This is a genomic window from Clavibacter lycopersici (assembly GCF_003576405.1).
Lineage (GTDB): Bacteria > Actinomycetota > Actinomycetes > Actinomycetales > Microbacteriaceae > Clavibacter > Clavibacter lycopersici.
This window is the reverse complement of the sequence record NZ_QWGT01000605.1, coordinates 1-291: the sequence shown is the minus strand read 5'-3', so window position 1 is coordinate 291 and position 291 is coordinate 1. Positions and strand designations below refer to the sequence as shown.

At 82.1% G+C, this 291-nt stretch carries 1 pseudogene; it reads right to left on the bottom strand.

The features are described from left to right. Window positions 1–291: pseudogene (locus tag DZG00_RS17100) on the bottom strand (hypothetical protein); the annotation flags it as partial.

Below are 291 nucleotides of genomic sequence, written 5' to 3'. Positions count from 1 at the left end.
CGGGCCAGGCCGTCGCGCAGCGCGTCGGCCGTGCGGGCGGCCTCGGCGACGAGCGCGCGCTGATCCTGGTCGAGCCCGTCGTCGTCCGCCGCCGCGGGCCGGTTCGTCAGCCGGGTGACCAGGGCGAAGGCGGCCAGCTCCGGCGTCCCCCCTGGCAGCACGGACGCCCGGGTCGCGGCGCGCTCGGGGAGCGCGGACAGCGGTGCCGCGGCGGCGGTGATCGCGGCGCGGAGCAGGTCGGCCGGGGCGGCGTCGACTGCGTCGGTCCCGCCGGGGGATGCGGCCGGCGCG